21 protein-coding genes are annotated in these 22512 nt (G+C 44.8%); 5 read left to right on the top strand and 16 right to left on the bottom strand.

Annotated elements, in window-relative coordinates; all coding sequences use genetic code 11:
• Window position 1: 1 nt before the first annotated feature.
• The 5 genes from acnD to R8N49_RS13605 form a co-directional block, all read right to left on the bottom strand.
• A complete protein-coding gene (gene acnD, locus R8N49_RS13625) occupies window positions 2-2593 on the bottom strand; it encodes a Fe/S-dependent 2-methylisocitrate dehydratase AcnD (protein WP_186585008.1) in 2592 nt (863 codons plus the stop codon).
• Window positions 2594-2749: 156 nt separating this feature from the next.
• Window positions 2750-3892 carry a 2-methylcitrate synthase gene (prpC, locus tag R8N49_RS13620; protein ID WP_005377283.1) on the bottom strand — a complete coding sequence of 381 codons (1143 nt, stop codon included), beginning with the start codon at window positions 3890-3892 and terminating at the stop codon, window positions 2750-2752.
• Between the two features lie 131 nt (window positions 3893-4023).
• A complete protein-coding gene (gene prpB / locus R8N49_RS13615; RefSeq protein WP_258489136.1) occupies window positions 4024-4920 on the bottom strand; it encodes a methylisocitrate lyase in 897 nt (298 codons plus the stop codon).
• Window positions 4921-4932: 12 nt separating this feature from the next.
• Entirely contained in the window at window positions 4933-5646 is a 714-nt protein-coding gene (locus R8N49_RS13610) for a GntR family transcriptional regulator (protein ID WP_005377279.1), read from the bottom strand.
• Between the two features lie 264 nt (window positions 5647-5910).
• Window positions 5911-6309, bottom strand: a complete 399-nt coding sequence (locus R8N49_RS13605) for a GFA family protein (RefSeq protein ID WP_005377278.1) — start codon at window positions 6307-6309, stop codon at window positions 5911-5913.
• Window positions 6310-6574: 265 nt separating this feature from the next.
• Between R8N49_RS13605 and R8N49_RS13600 the strand changes: the two genes are divergently transcribed.
• The 5 genes from R8N49_RS13600 (at window position 6575) to R8N49_RS13580 (ending at window position 11471) form a co-directional block, all read left to right on the top strand.
• A complete protein-coding gene (locus tag R8N49_RS13600; protein WP_005388181.1) occupies window positions 6575-7546 on the top strand; it encodes a tripartite tricarboxylate transporter substrate binding protein in 972 nt (323 codons plus the stop codon).
• 237 nt (window positions 7547-7783) lie between these two features.
• Complete coding sequence (locus tag R8N49_RS13595; protein ID WP_005388179.1) at window positions 7784-8278, top strand: tripartite tricarboxylate transporter TctB family protein; 495 nt, start codon at window positions 7784-7786, stop codon at window positions 8276-8278.
• Between the two features lie 19 nt (window positions 8279-8297).
• Entirely contained in the window at window positions 8298-9824 is a 1527-nt protein-coding gene (locus tag R8N49_RS13590; RefSeq protein ID WP_005388177.1) for a tripartite tricarboxylate transporter permease, read from the top strand.
• Window positions 9825-10103: 279 nt separating this feature from the next.
• Window positions 10104-10619, top strand: coding sequence for an adenylate kinase (locus tag R8N49_RS13585; RefSeq protein WP_104979245.1), 516 nt, complete (start codon window positions 10104-10106; stop codon window positions 10617-10619).
• Window positions 10620-10700: 81 nt separating this feature from the next.
• The gene (locus tag R8N49_RS13580; protein ID WP_047102688.1) at window positions 10701-11471 is read left to right on the top strand and encodes a sulfite exporter TauE/SafE family protein; all 771 of its coding nucleotides are present in this window, start codon (window positions 10701-10703) and stop codon (window positions 11469-11471) included.
• A 293-nt stretch (window positions 11472-11764) separates the two neighbouring features.
• Here R8N49_RS13580 and R8N49_RS13575 read toward each other — a convergent pair whose 3' ends face one another.
• The 11 genes from R8N49_RS13575 to vscY all read right to left on the bottom strand — a co-directional run bounded on the left by R8N49_RS13575 (window position 11765) and on the right by vscY (window position 22511).
• Window positions 11765-12736: a TAXI family TRAP transporter solute-binding subunit gene (locus R8N49_RS13575; protein ID WP_005388171.1), complete on the bottom strand. Its 972-nt coding sequence runs from the start codon at window positions 12734-12736 to the stop codon at window positions 11765-11767.
• Window positions 12737-12995: 259 nt separating this feature from the next.
• Window positions 12996-13361 (bottom strand): hypothetical protein, encoded by a 366-nt coding sequence (locus tag R8N49_RS13570; protein WP_053350348.1) that lies wholly within the window; start codon window positions 13359-13361, stop codon window positions 12996-12998.
• A 6-nt stretch (window positions 13362-13367) separates the two neighbouring features.
• Window positions 13368-14390 carry a hypothetical protein gene (locus R8N49_RS13565; RefSeq protein ID WP_047009803.1) on the bottom strand — a complete coding sequence of 341 codons (1023 nt, stop codon included), beginning with the start codon at window positions 14388-14390 and terminating at the stop codon, window positions 13368-13370.
• Window positions 14391-14747: 357 nt separating this feature from the next.
• Complete coding sequence (gene vopD / locus R8N49_RS13560) at window positions 14748-15752, bottom strand: type III secretion system translocon subunit VopD (RefSeq protein WP_005377262.1); 1005 nt, start codon at window positions 15750-15752, stop codon at window positions 14748-14750.
• 10 nt (window positions 15753-15762) lie between these two features.
• Entirely contained in the window at window positions 15763-16962 is a 1200-nt protein-coding gene (gene vopB / locus R8N49_RS13555) for a type III secretion system translocon subunit VopB (protein WP_005377260.1), read from the bottom strand.
• Between the two features lie 7 nt (window positions 16963-16969).
• Window positions 16970-17455 carry a SycD/LcrH family type III secretion system chaperone VcrH gene (gene vcrH / locus R8N49_RS13550; RefSeq protein ID WP_005377258.1) on the bottom strand — a complete coding sequence of 162 codons (486 nt, stop codon included), beginning with the start codon at window positions 17453-17455 and terminating at the stop codon, window positions 16970-16972.
• A 12-nt stretch (window positions 17456-17467) separates the two neighbouring features.
• Complete coding sequence (locus tag R8N49_RS13545) at window positions 17468-19291, bottom strand: virulence-associated V antigen (RefSeq protein WP_284144530.1); 1824 nt, start codon at window positions 19289-19291, stop codon at window positions 17468-17470.
• A 10-nt stretch (window positions 19292-19301) separates the two neighbouring features.
• On the bottom strand, window positions 19302-19586 hold the full coding sequence (locus R8N49_RS13540) for an LcrG family type III secretion system chaperone (RefSeq protein WP_005395092.1): 285 nt from the start codon (window positions 19584-19586) through the stop codon (window positions 19302-19304).
• Between the two features lie 60 nt (window positions 19587-19646).
• Window positions 19647-20060 carry an LcrR family type III secretion system chaperone gene (locus R8N49_RS13535; RefSeq protein WP_042523767.1) on the bottom strand — a complete coding sequence of 138 codons (414 nt, stop codon included), beginning with the start codon at window positions 20058-20060 and terminating at the stop codon, window positions 19647-19649.
• A complete protein-coding gene (vcrD, locus tag R8N49_RS13530; protein WP_155484594.1) occupies window positions 20060-22186 on the bottom strand; it encodes a SctV family type III secretion system export apparatus subunit VcrD in 2127 nt (708 codons plus the stop codon). The genes R8N49_RS13535 and vcrD overlap by 1 nt, the downstream gene beginning before the upstream one ends.
• Entirely contained in the window at window positions 22170-22511 is a 342-nt protein-coding gene (gene vscY / locus R8N49_RS13525) for a type III secretion system chaperone VscY (protein ID WP_005377248.1), read from the bottom strand. The genes vcrD and vscY overlap by 17 nt, the downstream gene beginning before the upstream one ends.
• Window position 22512: the final 1 nt, after the last annotated feature.

Below are 22512 nucleotides of genomic sequence, written 5' to 3'. Positions count from 1 at the left end.
CTTATTGTGCCAAGAAATCTTGCGCGAAACGCTGCAGAACACCGCCCGCGTTGTACACGTGAACTTCGTCAGCGGTATCTAAGCGACAAGTAACCGGAACATCGACTCTATCGCCGTTGCTGCGTGTGATAACCAGCGCTAAATCAGCGCCCGGCTTGATTTCTCCAACCACGTCGTAAAGTTCCGTACCATCCAGCTCTAGCGTATTGCGGTTAACGCCTGGCTTAAATTGCAGTGGTAGTACGCCCATGCCAACCAAGTTAGTACGGTGAATACGCTCAAAGCCTTCAGCAACAATGGCTTCTACGCCTGCCAGTCGAACGCCTTTTGCTGCCCAGTCACGGGATGACCCCTGACCATAGTCAGCACCTGCAACAACAATCAGTGGTTGCTTGCGGTTCATGTAGGTCTCAATCGCTTCCCACATGCGTACAACCTGACCTTCCGGCTCGATTCGCGCCAGAGAACCCTGAACCACTTCACCGTTCTCTTTCACCATTTCGTTAAATAGTTTCGGGTTAGCAAAGGTCGCGCGTTGCGCCGTTAAGTGGTCACCACGGTGAGTCGCGTAAGAGTTGAAATCTTCTTCTGGCACACCCATTTTCGCTAAGTATTCACCTGCTGCGCTGCTTGCGAGAATCGCGTTGGATGGTGATAAGTGATCAGTGGTGATGTTGTCGCCCAGAATCGCCAATGGACGCATACCAGACAATGTTCTTTCTCCCGCTAGCGCACCTTCCCAGTACGGTGGTCGGCGGATGTAGGTACTCATCGGACGCCAGTCGTACAGCGGGTTGGGATTTTGCTCTTGATCATTCAGCTTAAACATCTGAATGTAAACTTGCTTAAACTGCTCAGGTTTAACATGAGTACCGACAACTGCATCGATCTCTTCATCGCTTGGCCACAAATCATTGAGATAAATTGGTTTGCCGTTTTGGTCCGTGCCAAGCGCATCGCGCTCGATATCAAAACGAATTGTACCGGCTAGTGCATAAGCGACAACCAATGGTGGTGAAGCCAAGAAAGCTTGTTTGGCGTACGGATGGATTCGACCATCAAAGTTACGGTTACCAGAAAGCACCGCTGTCGCATATAAATCACGGTCGATGATCTCTTGTTGGATTTTTGGATCCAGCGCACCACTCATACCGTTACAAGTTGTACATGCGTAACCAACAATGCCAAAGCCAAGCTTCTCTAGCTCTGGTAATAAGCCCGCTTCTTCCAGATACAAGCGTGCAACTTTAGAACCCGGAGCAAAAGACGATTTCACCCACGGTTTACGTACAAGACCAAGTTCGTTGGCTTTCTTCGCCACAAGGCCAGCAGCAACCACGTTTCTTGGGTTACTGGTATTCGTACATGAGGTAATAGCAGCGATGATCACTGCACCATCTGGCAACTCGCCTTCTTTCTCTTCCCACGCTCCAGAAATGCCGCGCTGTGCCAACTCAGAAGTTGGTAAACGACGATGAGGGTTTGACGGACCAGCCAAGTTACGGCTAACTGATGATAAATCGAACTCAAGTACGCGCTCGTAAACGGCGCTATCAAGATCGTCTGCCCAAAGACCGGTTTGTTTTGCGTAATTTTCTACTAGAGCAACTTGTTCTTCATCTCGACCAGTTAGTTTCAAGTAATTGATGGTCTGCTCATCAATATAAAACATGCCAGCTGTTGCGCCGTATTCTGGTGTCATGTTTGAAATCGTTGCGCGGTCTCCGATCGTTAGATCACGTGCGCCTTCTCCGAAGAATTCAAGATATGAAGATACCACACGCTCATTACGCAGAAACTCAGTAATCGCGAGGACAATATCCGTTGCGGTAATGCCCGGTTGACGTTTACCCGTCAGTTTGACACCGACAATATCTGGTAGACGCATCATTGATGGTCGGCCAAGCATGACGGTTTCTGCTTCCAGACCACCGACACCTATCGCAATAACACCAAGAGCGTCTACGTGAGGCGTATGACTGTCCGTACCCACACAGGTGTCTGGGTAGGCAATGCCCTGCTTTGCTTGTACCACAGGAGACATTTTTTCCAAGTTGATTTGGTGCATGATGCCATTCCCAGCTGGAATCACGCTGACGTTTTCAAACGCTGTTTTACACCACTCGATAAAGTGGAATCGGTCTTCATTACGGCGCTCTTCAATCGCGCGGTTTTTGTCGAAGGCATCAGGGTCAAAGCCCGCATGTTCAACCGCTAAAGAGTGGTCAACGATCAATTGTGTCTCAACCACTGGGTTCACTTTTGCAGGATCGCCGCCCTGATCTGAAATGGCATCGCGCAGACCCGCTAAATCGACTAGAGCGGTCTGACCAAGAATGTCATGACAAACAACGCGTGCTGGATACCAAGGAAAATCAAGATCGCGTTTGCGTTCTATTAACTGTTTCAGGCTATCTTTCAATGTGTTCGGGTCACAGCGACGGACCAGTTGCTCAGCTAGCACGCGAGAGGTATAAGGGAGTGTTTCATAGGCTCCAGGAGAAATGGCATTGACGGCTTCGCGTGCATCAAAATAATCCAGTTGAGTTCCCGGAAGCGGCTTACGATATTGGGTATTAATATTTGTGTTCATGGTTTGCTTCCATTCAGTCTTTACATCTTGCCTTCATCAAGGTTTTCTATTGCTCCAGAAACACAGTGATGAGAGGTTCTCCTTCCTCTGTTAGAGAGAATGACAAAGGAAGGAGGTGGTCAACCAAAGCATATAATGCCCTCGTTGACCTTCGCGCTAGCGATTCTCGATAGGCACCCATTCTTGATGATCTGGGCCCGTATAATCGGCACTTGGGCGAATAATACGGTTATTGGCACGCTGTTCATAAACGTGTGCAGCCCAGCCCGTTAAACGACTCATCACAAAGATTGGGGTAAATAGTTTGGTTGGAATGTCCATGAAGTGGTAAGCCGATGCATGGAAGAAGTCCGCATTACAGAACAGACCTTTCTCTCGCTTCATCACTGATTCAACACGCTCAGAAACCGCATATAGATGAGTATCACCAACTTGTTTCGATAGCTCTTTGGACCAGCGTTTTATTAAGGCGTTGCGAGGGTCACTTTCACGATAAATCGCATGACCAAATCCCATGATCTTGTCTTTATTGGCTAGCATTTTCATGATGTTCGCTTCCGCCTCGTCGGGCGTTTGCCAATCTTCAATCATTTCCATCGCCGCTTCGTTCGCACCGCCGTGAAGTGGTCCACGAAGCGTACCGATTGCAGCCGTGATACAAGAATGGATGTCTGACAACGTTGATGCACAAACGCGTGCCGCGAATGTAGAAGCATTAAACTCATGTTCAGCATAAAGAATGAGCGAGCAATGCATCACTTGTTTGTGCAGCGCAGATGGCGCTTTGTCTGTAAGTAATCGCAAGAAGTAACCACCGATGCAATCTTCAGTCTGATCCTCGGTGTTAATACGCACTCCATCATGACTAAAGCGGTACCAGTAACAGATGATGGCAGGGAACAAGGCTAGCATACGTTCGGTTGCTTTCAGTTGCTCCTCAAAGCTCATTTCCTGCTCTAGGTTACCCAATACAGAACAACCCGTGCGCATTACGTCCATTGGGTGTGCGCTTGCAGGAATTAACTCTAAAGCTTGTTTTAGCTCGGCTGGCAAACCTCTAAGGCTGAGTAGATGTGTCTTGTACGCATCAAGTTCTTGTTGATTCGGCAAGTGACCGCGTAACAGAAGGTGAGCCACTTCTTCAAACTGTGCGTTGTTCGCAAGATCAGTAATATCGTATCCACGATAAGTTAAACCAGTTCCCGTTTTTCCGACAGTACATAAAGCTGTGCTTCCTGCGCTTTGACCACGAAGGCCTGCGCCACCTAATTCTGCTTTCTTTTCTGCAGTTTGAGACATTGTTTGAACTCCTTTTCTGTCTGACTTTTCCCTCTCTGGGGTGTTTTTAGCCAAACGAATTTCACGTTATTAGATGAGATAAATTCCGATTATCTTTTTCTTGGGCTTCCGTTTATTTTTGCTTTTCCCCGCTATTTCCCTTCAGAGAATAACTGGTCAAGTTTGTCTTCATAGTCGTGGTAATTTAGGTGCTGATACAACTCTTTACGTGTTTGCATCGAATCAACCAGTGCTTCCTGATTACCCACTTCTAGCAAATGTTTGTAGACCGTTTCAGCAGCTTTGTTCATGGCACGGAACGCACTTAATGGATAAAGCACCATGTCCACTTTTGCTTTCGCTAGCTCATCACAGCCATACAGCGGTGTCGCGCCAAATTCTGTAATATTCGCCAGAATAGGAACGTGCTTTCCGGTCGCTTGCTCAAGCGCATTTGAGAACTGAAGGTACTGGCCCAGCTTGTTCATCGCTTCGGGGAAGATCATGTCTGCGCCAGCTTCCACACACGCAATCGCGCGCTCGACTGCGCTGTCCATGCCTTCAACAGCTAACGCGTCAGTACGAGCCATAATCACGAAACTTTCATCATTGCGTGCATCAACCGCGGCTTTTACACGATCAACCATCTCTTGCTGGCTGACTATTGCTTTGTTCGGACGATGACCACAACGTTTCTGTGCGACTTGGTCTTCCATGTGCACCGCTGCCGCGCCTGCTTTTTCCATCGCTTTGATCGTGCGAGCAATGTTAAATGCACCGCCAAAACCCGTGTCGATATCAACCAAAAGAGGCAAATCACATGCGTTAGTGATGCGGTCAACGTCAACCAAAACGTCGTTTAATGTTGTGATACCGAGATCCGGCAATCCGTATGAAGCATTTGCGATACCGCCACCAGACAAGTAAATCGCTTGGTGACCCAAGTTTTTTGCCATCATGGCGCAATACGGGTTTATAGTGCCGACAATTTGTAGTGGATTATTTTGTTCAATGGCGAGTCTGAATTTCGCTCCCGGTGTTAAGCTCATGACGAATTCCTTCTAGTCTTTGTCTAAACTTTCTGTATGTATAATTTGAGATTGGATGAGCTTTCGACTTCCTGATATGTGTCTTCTCATCAACATTTCTGCAAGCTCTTCATCGCGATTGCGAATGGCTTCCAAAATGAATTTGTGTTCGGTGAGCGCCTCATTCGGGCGAGATTGCGCACGTGGCGACTGGTAACGATACATCCGTAATAAGTGATAGAGTTCATCACACAGCAGAGATATTAACTTACTGTTTCTGCTCGCTTGGATGATGCGATAGTGAAAATCAAAGTCACCATGTTGATGGAAGTAAGATGCGCCTTCCATTTGGTCTATATGCTTGGAATGTGTCGACAATAGCATTTCCAAGCTTAAGAGCTCTTCTTGCGTAATGTGTCGCGCAGCTAACCTTGCCGCCATGCCTTCCAATGCTTCTCGAACGGCATAAAGTTCTATCAGCTTTTCCGGAGAAAAAGTGGTCACTCTAGCCCCAACATGAGGAATTCGCTCGATGAGCCCTAGCCCCTCTAAGCGCATCAATGCTTCACGCAAAGGCCCACGACTGACTTGATATTTCTTTGCTAGCTCAGGCTCTGATATCTTATGGCCAGGCTTCACATCGCCATTAACAATGACTTCAATCAGTGTTTCGGTCAGCGTTTCGGATTTGGTGTGTTCTTTCTCAGAACCCAGCACTTTATAACGAGCTTTCAACTCAGAGTTCATATTCAGATACTCTTGTTACCGACATCGAAATGTCTACAATTTCTTAACCTGAATATAAAGTAGTCGATCAAAGTGTCGACAATCAAGTAAATTGTCGACAATTTAGACTAAGGTCGTAATTTAAATGGGTCTAAAATGCCCGTTAAGTGCCTTTTTTAGCAGAAATAAAGAATGGTGAGTTCACATTGTCGACAACTTATAAACCTTTAAGCTTATGATCTAAAAACTAAAAGCTCAGCTGTCGAACAATAATCGGATAAAAAACTATTCTTTAGGTACAAATTGATCAAAGACTTGTTGCGAAGTCATCTTTTGTGAAGCGGAATTGAGGTCATAATAAGCTGGCTTTTCATCGGTAAAAATCTCTAAAGTGAGTTTGAAATCTGGGTTATCGAACAAACCAGCGGAAAGAATGTACTCACCTGTCGGCAACAAATGATAGAAAAGGTTTGTGCCGCATTCGCCACAAAAACCTCTCACCGCCCAGTCAGACGATTGATAACGCTTTGGCTCGGCCCCCTTAAACGTTACGTTAGGACCACAATGCACAGCATGAAGTGCGCCACTCGACCATTTTCGACACATAGAGCAATGGCACAGGCTAACCTCATTTTTAACCTCAGCGATGACTTCAATTGCGCCGCACAAACACGTCCCTTTCATTCTCTTTTCCTCGTTCATTTCCGTCATTTTATTATGGCCTACCAAAGCGTAAAGCCGCGTGACCTAACACCAACTTCTCGTCGTGAACTTTATGAACAAAATAACCGAAATGCTCAATATTCTCTTTATATCTCTTTTACAGACAGATATTTAACACTTAATTAACCTTTACACCAAGTTCAGCTTTAACGCTTACAAGGCATGACAACTGAGCAAAAACAATAAGGCTCAACTAAATAGAGTCGCTAACATAAGGAACGTGAACATGTTAAAGGTACTCAAACCAACGCTCGCCGCTTCAATCATCGCAGCTTCATTTTCATTCAACGCTCTTGCTGCAGATATTGAAAAAATGCACTTTCTTATCCCTGGAGGTGCCGGTGGCGGTTGGGACATGACCGCCCGAGGTACTGGTGATGTATTAATAAAGTCGGACATCGTCGAAACCGTATCATTTCAAAACCTATCTGGTGGTGGCGGTGGCAAAGCAATCGCACATTTGATTGAAACGGCTGATCGTCAAGAAGATACACTCATGGTGAACTCAACACCGATCGTCGTTCGCTCGCTCAGTGGGATCTTCCCACAATCTTTCCGCGACTTGACTCCTGTTGCCGCAACGGTTGCCGATTATGGCGCCATTGTTACATCAGCCGATTCTCCTTACAGCTCTTGGGAAGATGTCGTTAAAGCTTTTAAAGAAAACCCACGTAAGGTGAAGGTTGCTGGTGGCTCTGCTCGTGGTTCTATGGATCATTTGGTTATAGCAGCAGCTTTCAAAGGTGAAGGTTTTGATGCGCGTAAAGTTCGTTACATTGCCTATGATGCAGGTGGAAAAGCCATGGCAGCCCTACTTTCAGGCGAAACACAACTGCTCTCTACAGGGCTAGGTGAAGTACTCGAAATGTCTAAGTCTGGGCAAGTGAAAGTGTTAGCGATTACAGCACCAAAACGTTTAGAAGCTGCGCCTAACATTCCAACTCTCACCGAATATGGTAATGAAACTGTCTTTGCTAACTGGCGTGGATTCTTTGCAGCACCAGGCACAAGCCAAGAAAAGCTAGATGAATGGAATGCCGCATTTACTAAAATGTATAACACCGACGAATGGCAAGTCGTTCGAGACCGCAATGGTTGGATCGACAACTATAAAGCGGATAAAGCATTCTTCGCGTTTCTTGAAGATCAAGAGCAACAGATGGGTGACTTAATGCGCGAGTTAGGCTTCCTGAAGTAACAATCGAATTGGGGTCCCTCAGATACCAACCTCAATGAATAACATAGGTTGGTATTTCCCCATGTATTTGCACTCTAAGTTTCACCGCATATGGACATTGTCGACAATCGGCATGCACACTCCTTTGTTTATATACCCAAAGCGGCTCGACTAGCAGCGAAATGCTTAATTGTTAATGGTTTAGTTTATTCATTGACGTCCATATGCGGTCTTTTTTACTTTTGTTAGGAGTTGAATATGCCTCGTTCAACCAACTTTTTCACCAAAGAGTATTTGCTCTGTCGTGACCGCGTCGGCGCAATGATCTTTCTACTTTTCTGTCTTTGCTACGGTTATCAGACCTCACAAATTCCATTGTTTCCAGGTGATGAGTATGAACCATTCACCGCACGTACTCTGCCAACCATCCTGACTTACGTTGGTGTCGGCCTTTCTTTGCTATTGCTGGTGACAGGACAACCAGATAAACAAAGTGGCGCAGTGCTGACCTTCAATTGGAAGTTACTGATTGCCTTTTTAATTTTAATGGCGCTCTACGGCGTGGGCCTGACTTACTTAGGTTTTGTGATAGCTACTGGCTTCTTTTTATTGGCTGGCTTTTATCTGCTCGGGGAAAGACGTAAACCCGTTCTGTTTGGCGCGTCGTTTCCATTCGTGATCGCGTTCTACTTATTACTCACTCAAGGTTTGGACATCTATCTCGAACCGGGTTTGATTTTCACCATCTGGTAGTCAAAGAAAGGACTGAATTATGTTAGATGGAATTCTACAAGGTTTATCCACCGCAGTAATGCCAATGAACATTATGATGGTGATCGTTGGTTGCTTCGTCGGTACATTTATCGGCATGTTACCTGGACTTGGGCCGATCTCAGCCATTGCTTTGATGATCCCAATTACTTATGGCCTAGAGCCCTCCTCTGGCCTTATTTTAATGGCGGGTGTTTATTACGGTGCGGTATTTGGTGGTTCTACATCGTCGATTTTAATTAACGCGCCGGGTTGTTCTTCAACCGTGGTCACAGCATTCGACGGCTACCCAATGGCTCAAAAAGGCCAGGCAGGTAAAGCATTAGCTTTGGCAGCTTATTCGTCTTTCACTGGCGGTACGCTATCTGCCATTATGTTGCTTGTTGCCGCACCAGCATTGGCTAGCGTCTCCCTTAGCTTCCAATCGTCGGACTATTTTGCGTTGATGCTACTTGGGTTATCAGCAGTCGCGGCTTTTGCGGGGAAAGGTCAGGTAATCAAAGCGTGGATGATGACCATTCTTGGTTTGATGCTATCTACAGTTGGAATCGATAAAGGCGTAGGCGTTGAACGCTTTACCTTCGGTTTAACGGATTTAATGGATGGCTTTAGCTTCTTGTTGCTTGCAATGGCGACATTCGCACTGGGTGAGACACTGATGGGCATCCTTAAACCATCAAAAGACACCAGCGATGAAGAACAAGAAAAGCTGAGCAACATTGGCTCAATGAAAGTGACCAAGGAAGAAATCAAAGATGTTGCGCCTGTTTCAATTCGCTCTTCAATATTAGGTTTCTTCACTGGCGTTCTTCCTGGCGCAGGGGCAACCATTGCTGCTTTTTTAAGCTATGGTATGGAGCGCAACCTCGCACCTAAAGAGAAAAAGGATGAGTTCGGTAAAGGCAGTATACGTGGTTTGGTTGCGCCAGAGTCTGCGAACAATGCAGCATCTAGTGGTTCATTTGTACCGCTATTAACGCTTGGTATTCCGGGCTCTGGTACAACAGCAATAATGCTCGGTGCGCTGATCGCTTATGGTATTCAACCTGGCCCTCGCCTATTTGTTGAACACCCAGATGTGTTCTGGTCAGTGATCATTTCCATGTACTTCGGCAACATCGTACTTGTGATCCTGAACTTACCGTTGATTCCGTACATTTCAAAGCTTTTGGCGGTTCCAAGAACGGTGCTTCTACCGATGATTTTATTCTTCTCAATCACCGGCGTTTATTTGGTCTCTTTTAATACTATGGATGTGTTCGTGATGCTGATTGTGGCTATGGCTGCCATTGCACTTCGGCTCGCTAACTTCCCACTCGCACCTTTATTGCTGGGCTTCATCCTTGGAGGATTAATGGAAGAGAACTTACGCCGCGCATTAATGATTTCAGATGGAGAACTGAGTTTCCTATGGGAGCGTCCTATTACCCTTACCTTTACTGTTTTAGCTGTATTGGTATTGGCAAGTCCACTAATCGTAAAGCTGATTCAAAAGTTTAAAGCACAGCCAGTCAGCGTTGAGCAGTAATCGCTGTCTCTTTCAACCTAGATAAAGCCATCCATCGTGATGGCTTTATCTTCCGCCCTCCAAATCGTTCGCTTATTGTGCAGATGGTATTGACAAATCACTGTCGTTATATGAAGGTGATTGTATGAACACACACTTAGCGCAACTTAACCAACGAATTATCATCATTCCATAGGAATGGTGGGATTTTTTGATGCGCTCAGTATTTATCGAACCCACCCATAGCGGTGGGTTTTCTGTCTCTACCGTATGGGAAAAGCTCTCTTGGAGGCGGTCACTATGCAAAAAATAGCAGTTTTTGGTAAACCCGGTAGTGGAAAATCGACGGTAAGTAAAGTAATCTCGTCGGCTACCGGTCTTCCTCTTCATCAATTAGATTCAATAGTATATAAACCAAACGGTGATCCCGTTGAGCGTAGCGTTTTTGATGAAGCCCATAGCAATATACTAAGCTCAGATCGTTGGATTATAGATGGCCTTGGACCGATCAGCTCTTTCAACGCTCGTTTAGATGCAGCCGATACTCTCATTTATATTGATCTACCATACTCAGTAAGCTATTGGTTTGTGACGAAACGTCTCCTTAAAGGACTATTCATTAAACCTGAAGGTTGGCCTGATGGTAGTTCGGTACTGAAAGGAACGTTACAAAGCTACAAAGTTCTTCAGCAATGCCCCGCATTCTGGAATGATGACTTTATGTATCGCCTCGAAGGGTACTCTCAAAGTAAAGCCGTTCATGTCATCAAAAACGTTACAGAACTGAACAATTTTGTTTTAGAGCGGGTAAAGTAAACCTCATATCAGAACATTAGAGCATGTGGGTTAGAGCATCTGAAGCTCTAACAATGAAAAAGAACATAACAAGGATTGTTTATGCTTTTAGAACTCTCACTTTTATTCATTGCTGGCGTAATTGGTGGGATCATTAACTCCATAGCAGGAGGCGGAAGCTTTATTACTTTTCCGGCTCTATTGGCAGTAGGTGTTCCTCCTATTATGGCTAACGCAACAAACACGTATGCTTCATGTGCGGGTTACATTAGCGGAGCCGTCGGGTTCAGAGAAGAGATCATGAAGAACAAGCATGAACTGCTGTTCACAGTCTCATTCAGTTTAGTCGGCGGCGCTGTCGGAGCATATCTGTTGCTCAACACGCCAGAATCGCTATTTATGGAAGCTATCCCTTGGTTACTCTTATTTGCCACCGTGCTTTTTCTCACCGGTTCTCGTTTAACAATGCTAATCAAAACTGTCGCGAAAGAGCACAAACATGCTGGCATACTCGGAGCAATCGCGTTGGGTTTATTACTTGTTGGTGTCTCTGCTTACGGTGGTTTTTTCAACGCAGGTTTAGGGGTTATTGTTCTGAGCTATCTGGTAGTAGCGGGCCACCAAGACATTAATTTAATGAACGGTTTGAAATTGCTCGTATCTACGTGTGTTTCACTCATTGCTATCGTGATTTTTGTTGCCAATGGCTCCATTGACTGGCACACAGGTAGTGTTGTTTTGGTCGGTACGTTGGTAGGTGGGTATCTTGCAGCTCGTGTCTCTCGTCAACTGAATCCCAATCATGTTAAAGGGTTTGTTGCTCTTTCTTCTATTCTCATCACTATCTACTTTTTCATTGATGTTTATGTTTAAGCAAAACTTGTACAAGTGGATAACAATCCTACAAAAACACCAGCGCGAAAGATTAATGCAGATAGCTTAACGATTTTTTGTGTCACTCCAGCGAGGTTAGGAATCTAATAGCACTACACTGAGCGGCTAATGAAACCATTTTGATCACAAAGTGCTCGGATAGAAGATCCTGTATCACGCTCCTTCGTCGCTGTACAGGATGACGAGAAATAGAAATATGCCACTCGCGGTTAAACGAGTGGCATTGATCGAGAAAGATGGCGTTTTACATCAATAATAAGAGAAAGTAACGCTTACTTAATCAGCCCTACTTCTTTGTAGTATTTGAGCGCACCTGGGTGAAGAGGCGCAGATAAACCGTCTTTTACCATTTCCTCTTTCTTCAAGTTTGCAAACGCTGGGTGGAGACGGCGGAAATCATCGAAGTTTTCAAATACCGCTTTAACCACGTTATAAACCACATCTTCTGGTACCGCAGTAGAAGAAACAAACGTCGCGCCCACACCAAAGGTTTGAACATCACTATCTGTGCCACGATACATACCACCTGGGACATTTGCGACACGATAGAAGCTGTTGTCTGCAACCAGTTTTTCTACATTAGGTCCAGCTACCGTTACGATATTACTATCACACGACGTAGTGGCTTCTTTAATCGCTCCACTTGGGTGACCAACGGTATAAATCATCGCATCAATTTTGTTATCACAAAGTGCTTTTGATTGCTCTGCTGCTTTTAACTCAGAGACAAGCTTAAAGTCGTCGTTACTCCAACCATACTGGTTCATTAGCACTTCCATAGTACCTCGCTGACCAGAACCAGGATTACCAATGTTAACGCGCTTACCTTTCAAATCATCAAAAGTTTTGATGTTCGCGTCTTTACGTGCAACGACAGTAAACGGTTCTGGATGAACGGAGAATACGGCGCGTAGCTCTTTAAAAGGCCCGCTTTCTTCAAACTTACTGGTTCCTTTGTAAGCATGATACTGCCAGTCTGATTGCGCGATACCGAGGTCCAATTCGCCAGCACGAATAGTGTTGATGTTATAAATCGATCCCCCAGTACTTTCTACCGAACAACGGATACCGTGATCTTCTCGCGATTTGTTAACCAAGCGGCAAATAGCGCCACCAGTCGGATAATAAACCCCTGTTACGCCACCGGTACCAATCGTGACAAACGTTTCCTCCGCAGACGCAGAAAAGCCTGTTGTGAGTGCAGCCAAAGAAGCCGCAAGTGCGATTTGCTTAAACTTAAACATTGAACATCCCTTTTACTTGTGTTGATGACCGTTTAAGTATAGCAATCGTTAACAATTTGATAACGTTTAAGTTCTCATCCTTGGCGGTTAGCTTAGTAATCACCATTTTATCGGCATATTCTGCCGTTATATAATGGCTCTATATAAGCGTAAACCGTATAGTCTAGAAAATTAAATCTTTAGACTGATATGTCCATTCTAAATTATCTATTAAATAGAAATACTCAGGTCAAATTACTATAATCTTGTTAAATAACCTTTATTCTATATAAATATGATGAATTATAACTCCAGCCAAAAGACATGATGCACTTGAAATAAATAATACGAATGAGAGAACAAACAATCGTTGAATATGAACTGGAACCTTATCCCTCTTCTCTAACATTTTATATCGTTTCGCATGAAAAGTGCTCAGAAAAACAGTTCCATATTGTAGTACTCCGTGACCTGATAAGAATATATTCAGAGTGTAGTATCGAACTCCATTATCAAGAGCATCTTCAAGATACTTCAACCACTTGGATTTCAAATAAATAACAAACAAAACCCAAGTAAATATACCTAAAATTCCAACCGTAGTCAGATAAATCACTAAATCTGATGCTAAACTGATATCTTCCATCTTCGACTACTTATTAAGTTGAGTTTTATATAATTCTGTTCCCAAATACTCACCAGTCGAACCTCCATACTTTCCTCCTAAGTATCCCCCAGTGCCTCCTGCTACAACAGAGCACCAAAAAGCACTAGTTCCACCTGATGGTAATCCAAAAACTAAAGTACACACTCCCCATGTAGCAAGCATGCCTCCAGCAGTTCCTCCCGCAATACTCGCAGAAGCCTTGCCTATTTGCGAGTACTTGGTTTCAGTGCATTGTTTTTCGTCTTTTACAGTACACGCTTTCTCGATAGATGCCGCAGCTTCAACTCCAGTCAAAGCGATACTAACATAACCAACACGTTTTAAATTCCGTGACATTTTAGCAACTGCTGCATAGTTTTTGGCAAAATCAGGAATGGCAGTTACCGTGCCTTGCTGCTTTCCCCAGCGATGAAGAATACTCTTGCTACTTAAGCCCAAGTTTTTCTTAATATCACCAGCAAGTAAATTATCATTTATTGTTGGCTGTCCAAACCTTTTTAAAGCTGTATTTAAACGCTGAAATTGTATATTACGCTTAGAAAAAAATTGTTGGTTATTTAAATTTCCACTACGGTTAAAACTTGATATGTAAGTTTTTTCGATATCTTTTAGGATTGACTTAACCTGAGTTACGTGAGAATTCCACACATTATTACTAACCCCTAATAGCAAACCGTTATAGCTAGCAACATTAGATAAAAAATCATAGCGTTTTACGAGGATCTCACGCTCAGCTCGATCTAATTCCATAAGAGATTTATCTACTGCATTTGCAAGACTCAAAAACTGAGCTTCCTCTAGCGTACATTCGATTGAGTTAGCTGGAGATAGCAAAACAACTTGTCCAACTTTAACCATATTATCTTTCAAATGAGGGTTAACAGCTCTAAAGTGTTCGTAAACTATCTTATCTGGTGAGTTATACATGATCATTATTAGCCGATCTATTGACATCGTTTTTTCGACTATATGTATCGCCATATCCTTTTTGTGTGATGAAATATCCATTGTTACTCCTCAATGTTGCTGATCCATATCCACACTAGTAAGCTTGCCGTCTTAAAAAGAAATTAGTTGTGTCAAACAACCATCAGATTCGCAGTCATCATCCGACAGAAAAGAACATTTAAAACACTTTCTTCGTAAGTTCAATGGCATTCTAACCCAGCAGTATGCAACAAGACCAATATCAGATGGTAAACTTTGAGCTGAGTTCAACAAAAACAGTAACTTTTATGCAATGTAACTCACTACGTTATATTGCTTTACAAACAAATCACCCAGTAAATATCCGTATCTAGTTTAGATAGCTGAAATAAAAAAAGCGTTGTATAAACAACGCTTTGTAGTTAGTGAAACGGATGGTTACACCGTTGGGACTGACGCTCGCCACGCTTGGTTCTGGCTATCTGAGATAGATCGGAACAAGTCACGTAGCTCTTTCAATAAACCTTCTTGGAAACCAATGTTTTCATCGGCTTTCTGTTTGGCTGCTTGTGCGCGAGTCGCTTGTACTTCATCATCTTTGCTGCGCGCTTGCGCTTTGGTTTGCTCTACATTCGATGCTGAGTTTGCCATCTGGCCCAAAGCTTGAAGAATCGCGTTCTTCGCTTGGTTTGAGCTCATCAACTTATCGAACTTACGGCCACCACTTGTCAGCTGCGCTGTCGTGTCTGCGATATTGTCTTTCGCTAGTGAGTGCGCACGCTTAACCTGATCTTGCTGCGTTTTAGACAAGCTATTGTTATTTAATAACTCTTCTGCTTGATCGAAGCCAGCTTTTTGCGTTTTCAGTACATTATTGCTCGCCATTTCATTCTTGATTTCTTTCCCTGCTTTGAAAGAACCAAGGGCACCAATAATTGCGGTAGCACCCGCTAATACACCCGAAACGACTGCCATCGCGATCATTGCGCTTGCCGAGTTGTTTAGTTCTGCCGCTTGGCTTTCTAAACTCGCGACGTTTGCTTCAACAGCAATTTCACGTTGTAGCACTTGCTGCTCACGGCTCAGCTTTGATACTTGATACAACAATGTTAATAGCGTCAACGATTGTGATACCGCATCTGATGGTGACTTGATCACCTCCTCACCGTTAAGCGCTTTCATCGTTGTGCTCATTAATGAGCTCACCGTCGGCGCAAGAGCACTCATTAAGTTTGCAACAACTTGAGCTTGGTTACTCACTGTGGGAGCTTTAGGTGTCTCTAACTGGTAGCGTGCTGCACCAGAAACACCTGACTCACTTTGGCTTTTAACGGCACCCGCTTCAAGCTTTGTTTCCGGCGCTTTTTCTGCTTTGTTGGTTTTAATGGTATCGCCTAAACCGTATAGTTCACCACGACCCGTTCCGCCTACTTTATCTAGCATAATAAACTCCTTATACCGTTGCAGGACGGCTTAACACCGTTTGCATAGTTTCACTTTTCGCTTGAATCATTTGCATGATGAGGCTCATCAGCTCTTGGAAGTCTTCCATCAACTTACCAATCTCTTCTTTGAGCTTATCAATGACAGCCTGGCTTAACGTCATTTTGGCTCGAAGGTCTGTGATATCAGCCTGAATCTCTGTTACGTGAGCATTGTTAGCAGCATGGACACTGTCCGTTGCGCCTTTACCCACGTTGACGGCAAGATCGACGGTTTCTGCGCCATAACGAATCGCTTTCGCTGTTGTTGTCGCAGCTTTTGTGCCCATATCCGCCACTTTCGCCATGTTTGCAGCGGCTTTCGTAGCGATTTCCGTGACCTTTTGAGCTACCTTACCAGCACCTTTTGCTGCAAGTTTCGCGATACCGCCAGCAGCTGCACCACCAAACGTCACAACAGCTCCGATAACCGCGACGGCGATTTCTAATGCCATTACGACTTTGTTTAGCACATCGACATTTACGCCCGCTTCTTTTAGCGCATCTTGAACGGCTGGCTCTTGCAACGCCATGCTCACTGCTCCCATGACGCCACCAGCGATCATAAGTGCACCGGCTGCTGCACCAACACCCGTTGCCACCATTACGGCACCAACAACAATAGAAACCACCGCACTGATCCAACCAAAGATCTTCGCTGCTAAGCCTGATTTTTGGGCTTCTTTTGCAGCGGCTTCCGATTCTTTGATTTTGTCTTGGTTTTCCACCATCTCTTTTTCGTGCTTAGCTTTTGCGACCTTCACTTCCTGAATTTTCAGCTCGTTTTGAGCACTTTTCAGTTTATCCGTGATAGCAGCAAGCTCTACTTCAAAATCATCAGCAGATCCTGCGATGATTTTGACGGCAATCGAACCTGTTTGGTCTGCAACTGCATGGAGAGATTTTGCAATGGTATCGACGATCTTTTGCAGCTGTGCCATGGCTTTTAGCGTCAAATCATTCACTTTGTCACTAACAGCTGCGTTAGGTGCATCTAACTGAACTTTTACTTTTCCGGTGTTCAGTACATCTGCATCTTTACTCTTCACGTTTTCTACCGTCACAGAAGGCGTCGCTGTAGACGCCGTTTTCTGCACGTTATCTAACGTGGCTTGGCCAGATTCAGGGCTATAAACCTGTGTCTGGATGCGGTCAAGTGCAATAGAACTCATAGTCTAATTACTCCTTTTTATTTCTCACCGCTTCTAACATGATGCCTGCACGCTCATGCAAATCTGCATATTGTGATTTTCCGGCAGACATCTCCTTCGCGCTGTAAAACCCACTCTCTGCTTCTGTCAGTTGTTCCAGTTTAAGGTGACATTCAGCAGAGTGAAAAGGTGGGCGTGGATCATTTACGTCCACTAGCGCTGCGTAGCTGTAGGCGTCTATTGCCTGCAGATACTCACCCAACTCCTGACGAGCCGCGCCAAGGCCAATGAAAAATCGCGCCTGATAATGATCAAGCATGCTGAGTAATTGAAATACTTTCGCTGCTTGCTCAATCTTTCCCGATTGGAAAAAGTTGTAACCTACGGCATAAATGTGTTCGATGGTGTCCTGAGACACATCGTGCAACATTTTTAGCGTGCCTCCCTCTTCCAAAAAAGACAGCAGTTCTTCTGCTTGCATTTGAGATGGATCGGTCGCGTTTGTTTTAGTCATGGTTGGTTATCCTTAAATGGCTCGTAGGATTTCTTGTAAAATACTGTGGTACTTCTGAACAAACTTGTTCATCGCTTCAACGGTCGAGTTGTATTGAGAACTGGTGTCGTTCAGCTCAGTGGTTTTGATTTGCACTTCATCGTTAAGCAACTTGGATTTAGCACTGACAGAACTAGAAAAATTAGACAGCTTTTTCGACTTCTCTTCGTCTTGGTACGAAGCACCATCACCGATAGTAATACCTTGTGTTTGAAGGAAGTCTCGATGGTTTGTTATCTTATTATCCGTCAAATACTTGTACTCAGGTGAAGCTTCAAAATCCGTTTGATTGCTGTAGTTAAAGTCACTCGCTTTGAAGTTACTTTCTGGATATCCCGGTTTATAAACCCCATCAACACTTTGCGTAGAGTGAATTTTTGATTGCACAACACCAAAAACTTTAAGCTGTATTGTGAGATCCTCTAATGCCTCTTTCTGGTCATTACGTTTCTCTAAACGGTTAACACGACGCTCATTTAGTGCAAGCAGCACTTGCTCATCAAAACGGTCTCCAATGCTGGACTCAACAACGGCCAACAAATCACGAGCCGTTAGAGAGTGCTCTGCTCTCACCTCGCGATCCGCTTTCTCTTTATCGGTGATATTGAGTAGACGCTCTTTCAATGCCCCTAAGTTTTTGCGCAATGCCTCGTATCGCTCAGTAAATGAAGCCCCGGTAGATTCACCTTTTACTATTTTTTCAAACTGTAATCGGATATCTCGTTCGGTGTTTTCTTTGATCAAATTAACTTGAGCTGCCGTTATTTGTGTCTTTTGGACATCGGCTATCGCGCTGTCCTGGTAAAAGTCATCGATTTCTATATTTGTTAAACTCACCGCGAAGTTGGCGAACAGACTAGAAAGGGTCAAAGGCTCAGTTCCACCAATGACAGTATTAAGTGTTGCTTTTAGATTGTTCGTTCCACTCGCCTCACCATAAGCTGCGCTATATTGGCCTTTCACTTGAGCGGCCATTTCATCTAACGCTTCTTTAAGCTGCTGTTTAGAAATACCAGGAGTCCAGGTAATTCTGCTAGCTAGCGCACTTGCGTCATCGGTGCTTAAAGTAATACCAATGCCTTGAAAACTACTTTTTAATTGAGCTGAGACTTGAAGGGCGAAACTCTCTTTAGTCAACAGAAAGTCCGAGCTCTTCAGTTGCGCGAGATTAACGGAACCTAAGCTACTAAAGGCATTGCGAAGAAAAGAAATAGAAGCATCTCTCACTTCACGGGAGCCCATTTGATTAGCAAGCTCTGCAACAAAAAGAGAAATTTCTTTGGTGGCATTAGCCAGACCTGTCTCGGAGAGGTTGGCGATCTGCTCCGCTTGGTTACTCTGAGTGCCCAGATTAAATTGACTAACAAACTCAGTAGACAACGAGCTATCTACGTTTTCCGTCAGTAACTTACTAAACCAAGCCTGAAACTGATTTGATAGCGTTTGGTTTGTTTGAGCATTAAACTCGGCTGCGGTTAATTCGCCATCTGAGCTAGCACTTTGTAGCGACTTTATCCAAACAGATGCGGTGTCGGTCAATGATATACCAGCAAACGCGTTATTTTTCGCTTTTAGGTTTTCAAGTGTATCAACATAAAGCGCGATACTTTGTGATTCCGTTTGTCCCGAGATAGTTGGCAATGAAGAGATTATCGAGGCAAGTTGCTGAGTCTCTGCTTCACCCAGTACAGGGGTAAATGCCTCTATCAAGTTTTGTTGGAAAGTGGGTAATGGTGCACTACTCGCAGCTGTGTCTGTTGCTCCTGTCGTAGAGCCAGTCGTTTTCATATTCGTCATTTCCAAACCTCTAAATCATCATGCCGCGCATCACTGTGGGACGCTTTCTGCGTTTACCTGACGTACCTTGTAGCTGATTTTGTTGTTGCCGGCGGCGCTGGACTTCGTCTATTAGCTCTTGCTCTGCACGTTTCATGGTATCTACTGGCGCTTTTATGCCTCCAAGTAAAACATCCCCCGCAACAGGACCAACACCTAAGCCTTCCAATAGCTCGTTAAAAATATCGGTTCTGTCTTCAGCTTTTCTAATGGCAAGCTCAGCGTTCTCAATCGCATCGGTAAACGGTTGCTTCATCTTGATTCCTATCTTAAAGCGGGTCATCTCATCGGTGCTGTCAGTAACAGTCGTGAGTTTTTACTTTTTCAACTTTTTCAAAGGTCTATAATCTGCTAGGCGTAAACAGTACCAGCCGTCTAGCTCATCATGGCTTGCACCGCATGCTTTTAGATAGAACTGTGCCAGTCGCTGGCTGCTCATGTTGCTACCACGTAACACATCGACGTTGCCGCGAATGACCCAATCGGAGGGATAAAGTTGAATGGCATGTTCAGCCAAGAGAAATAAGCCGGCAAAGGGGTTACTCAACCCCAATTTTGGACGAATGCGTTTCAGAAGAACGATGATGATTTCACCGTCCTCCACCCGAAAAACGAGCTCTAAGCCTTCAACTTCAATTCGATAACCAAGTTGAATTTCACTTTGTTGCCAAAAGTATGGCGTCACTTCGATCCCCGCTTGCGCCAGCGAGAGTATTAGTTTTGTTTTCATTACATCCCCACCCTTCCAAGTGGCTGAATATTGATTTGCTGGGTTAGTTCTTGAAATGACAAAACGGGCAGATCGTAGTATTCCGATTCAATAAGCTTTCGCACATATCGGCGTACATCCATAGACACAACTAGCACAGGTTTATTCGGCATGCGGCTTAAGTCACCAATGGTCTGTTTCACATCACTGACAAATTGTTGCGTTACTGACGGGTCTAACGCCAAGTAACTCCCTGCTGAGGTTTGACGAATACCGCTGCGTATTGTGTCTTCGAGACTTTGATCCAATAAGTAAGCGGGCAACATGTTTTGTCCGCTCGCGTATTTGTAGCAAATGTAACGTTTTAAGCTGGAACGAATGTACTCCGTCAGCTGTACAACATCTTTCTCTTTTTGGCCCCACTCAACCATGGCTTCCAAGATCACGCGAAGGTTTCGGATAGAAATGTCTTCAGAAACCAAGCGTTGCAAGATTTCCGTCATTTTTTGCAACGGAACAATACGCTGGGCCTCTTTGACTAGCTCCGAATAACTGCCTTCCATCTGCTCCAACAGATAACGCGTCTCCTGAATACCAATAAAGTCTTGCGCGTACTCCTTAAGAACATGAGACAAGTGGTACGTTAAAATTCTGTCGGGTGTGAGAAAACCTACATGACTGGCTACGAGTTTTTGCTCATAACTCTGTGCCACCCAAATGCTGGAAATACCAGGTAGAAAATCTTCATCTTGCTCATAAGGCACGCCTAATAAATCGATCTGTTCATTCCCTTCTGTCACCAAGAGTTGATCTTTAACAATTCGTCCTCGTGCAACCGGGACTTCTTGTAACTGAATTAAGTACTCGCCATTTTGCATCCCCTCGTTAAAGCGCAGGTGGATGCCTGGGAAAGGCACGCCTAGGTCGAGATATAGTGCGCGTCTAACCCTTGCTAGCTCTTCATTTAATGCGACCGCTTCCAAGCTTTCCTGAAGGCTCGCGTCAAGATCAATCAACAGCGGGACTGTCATGGCGAACTCTTCTTGCTCACCTAACTTACCTTTACTGTTTCTAGAAGGCGTGGGTTTGCTTGGCTTCGCTGCTGGCGATCCGGCTCCTTGCGAAACAAAGCTTGATAAGTCGGTGCTATCTGATTCCGCTTGTTTTTTCTGTTGATAGAAAAGGAAGAAACCACCACCACCAACCACGGCGGCCAAGACCAGAAAAGTGATTTTTGGAAACCCAGGAATGAGTGCGAACAGCACCAAAAGCACACCACCAATAAGAAGTGCTCGTGGCTGAGCAATCACCTGCCCACCAATATCCGATCCAAGATCAGAAGAGTCTTCATGAGAAACACGCGTCACGATAATACCGGCGGTAATCGCGATAAAAAGTGCCGGGATCTGCGATACCAAACCATCGCCAACGGTCAAAATCGCAAACAACTCAAGTGCTTCAGAAGCACTCATGCCTTTTTGCGTTACCCCGATCGTGACGCCACCTAAGATGTTGACCACAATGATGACCAGACCCGCAATGGAGTCGCCTTTAACGAACTTCATCGCGCCATCCATCGAGCCATACATTTGGCTTTCTTTTTCAATCAGTGATCGTCGGTGCCTAGCTTCGTGTACGTCAATTACTCCGGCACGCATGTCACCGTCAATACTCATCTGCTTACCAGGCATCGCATCGAGTGAGAAGCGCGCACTAACTTCTGCTACCCTTTCTGAGCCTTTGGTGATCACCATAAACTGAACAATGGTAATGATCAGGAACACAACGATACCGACCACTAAGTTACCGCCCACAACGAAGTTACCGAATGTATAAACGATTTGACCAGCATCGCCTTGTAGCAAGATCAAGCGGGTTGTCGTGATAGATAAAGACAGACGAAACAATGTCGTGATCAATAGCACCGCAGGAAATGCAGAGAACTCAAGTGGCGTGGTGATGTAAATCGCTAACATAAGCAGCACCACCGCAATGCTCATGTTGGTGCCAATCAGCACATCCACCAGTGCGGTAGGAAGTGGCAATATCATCATAAAGACGATCGCGAGTAACATCACCGCAAGCATGATGTCTTTGCGTTGCCCTACTTTGTTTAGAATATCGATAAACTTATTCATGTGATTCACTATTTAAAGATTGCAGATAGCGTCGGTGCGCTTGGCGTGCCCCATCGACGTCATTTTGTTTCCAACGCGCTTGGCTTAAACAAAACCAGAGTCCTGCCGAGTCAGGATGAAGGTCAGATTTTAATAAGTGCTCACACACCTCAATCGCCCGGGTATATCGACCACTTTGTAAACACGCCACAGCAAGTGTTTGCATCGCCTCTTTGTGCTGCGGTTCTATTTCTAGAACCGCATCGAGAATAGAAATGGCATGCTCTGGCTTTTGGTATTGAACTTGTAGCGCAGCGTGAACAAGTAAGAGTTCAATGTCTTTGGATCTCAACATG

This window comes from Vibrio sp. 1978 (genome assembly GCF_033344345.1).
This window is presented reverse-complemented; position numbering and strand designations above follow the sequence as displayed.